Here is a 1137-nt window from a genome sequence, read left to right as displayed (position 1 = left end):
GGTGGAGGGGTAAAAATTTCCTGCCGGGGGCGCTGCGTGTTTTAGAATCAGGGTGGTAGCAGTCTTATAACTTTTGCGGGATGGGCATAAATGCGCTCATAATTTCCGCATTGGAGGACCAGGTTTTATTTTCATGCATGCGCACTAGCCCCAGTGCTTCAAGCGCCCTGAGGTCACGGGTAATAATGCGTGTTTCATGGCCTGCATATAACTCTGCAAGTTCAATGTTCAGATGGCGTATATCGGCTTGGGTGTACCGTTTCCCCGTCTCCATAGTGAGCACCATCTTTAGTCGACGTTCTTTCGCTTTGCCAGCTGGTTCACCGTGGAACCGCTCATGCACATAGCTTTCCCAGGCAATGAGGACTTGGTGCGACCTGACCCTATCAATTTGTTCCCGTAACATGTCTACCAAACCCTCAGCGGCATACTGTACCAGCCCGTCAATATCGTTCTTTTGCGAGGCTGCAGCAAGCTTCTGGTAATACCGGGTGCGGGTACGGTTGTAGTGATCGGATAGAAGGTTTGAAGCCACCCAAGGTACCACACCACTGTGTGCTAGGATCGCCACTTCAAGAAGGCGTGCGGTGCGTCCATTGCCGTCACCAAAAGGGTGTATCCATACTGAGTACAGGTGCCCTATAACGGCTCCAAAAAATGCGTGGTAAAAGCGCACATCTTCGGAGAGGTCAGGGTCTTGGGATGGCTTAATAAAACTCTCGTTGAGCCAGTCGCATAGGCGATCCACTAAATAGGGGACGTCTTCTGGAGGAGCCGCACGGTAGCTGCCAACAACTAGTGACTGTGTGGTGTACTCACCGGGAACTACACCGTTGGCTACCTCCAGTCCATCTAAAACCTTGATATTTTGTTCTTTAAGCCAGGCGGCTGATAGCTCGAATCCGGGTGAGCCACGCCCCTCATTATCGATAGTGTCTAACGCACGCGCCACGTTGCGGATTTCCTGTTCCAAATAATCCTGTGAGGGTGGTAGCTGTTTTCCTTCATTCAGGATTTGCTGGGCTTCACGTTCGGTGAGCGTGTTCCCCTCAATAGCGACAGTCGCCAGGGAACCCTTGGTGAGTACAAATGACGCCAAATCTTGGGCGATAGCCGGTTTAATAGGAATTCCTGCTA

At 51.4% G+C, this 1137-nt stretch carries 1 protein-coding gene; it reads right to left on the bottom strand.

Annotation, left to right across the window (positions count from 1 at the left end):
• Positions 1-64: 64 nt before the first annotated feature.
• Positions 65-1137: Fic family protein (locus tag Q4P78_RS09165; protein WP_303340060.1), on the bottom strand; the 1073-nt coding region annotated here is incomplete at its 5' end.

Source organism: Rothia sp. (in: high G+C Gram-positive bacteria) (assembly GCF_030540545.1).
Lineage (GTDB): Bacteria > Actinomycetota > Actinomycetes > Actinomycetales > Micrococcaceae > Rothia.
The sequence above is the reverse complement of the archived record's forward strand: the minus strand, read 5'-3'. Positions and strand labels throughout refer to the sequence as shown.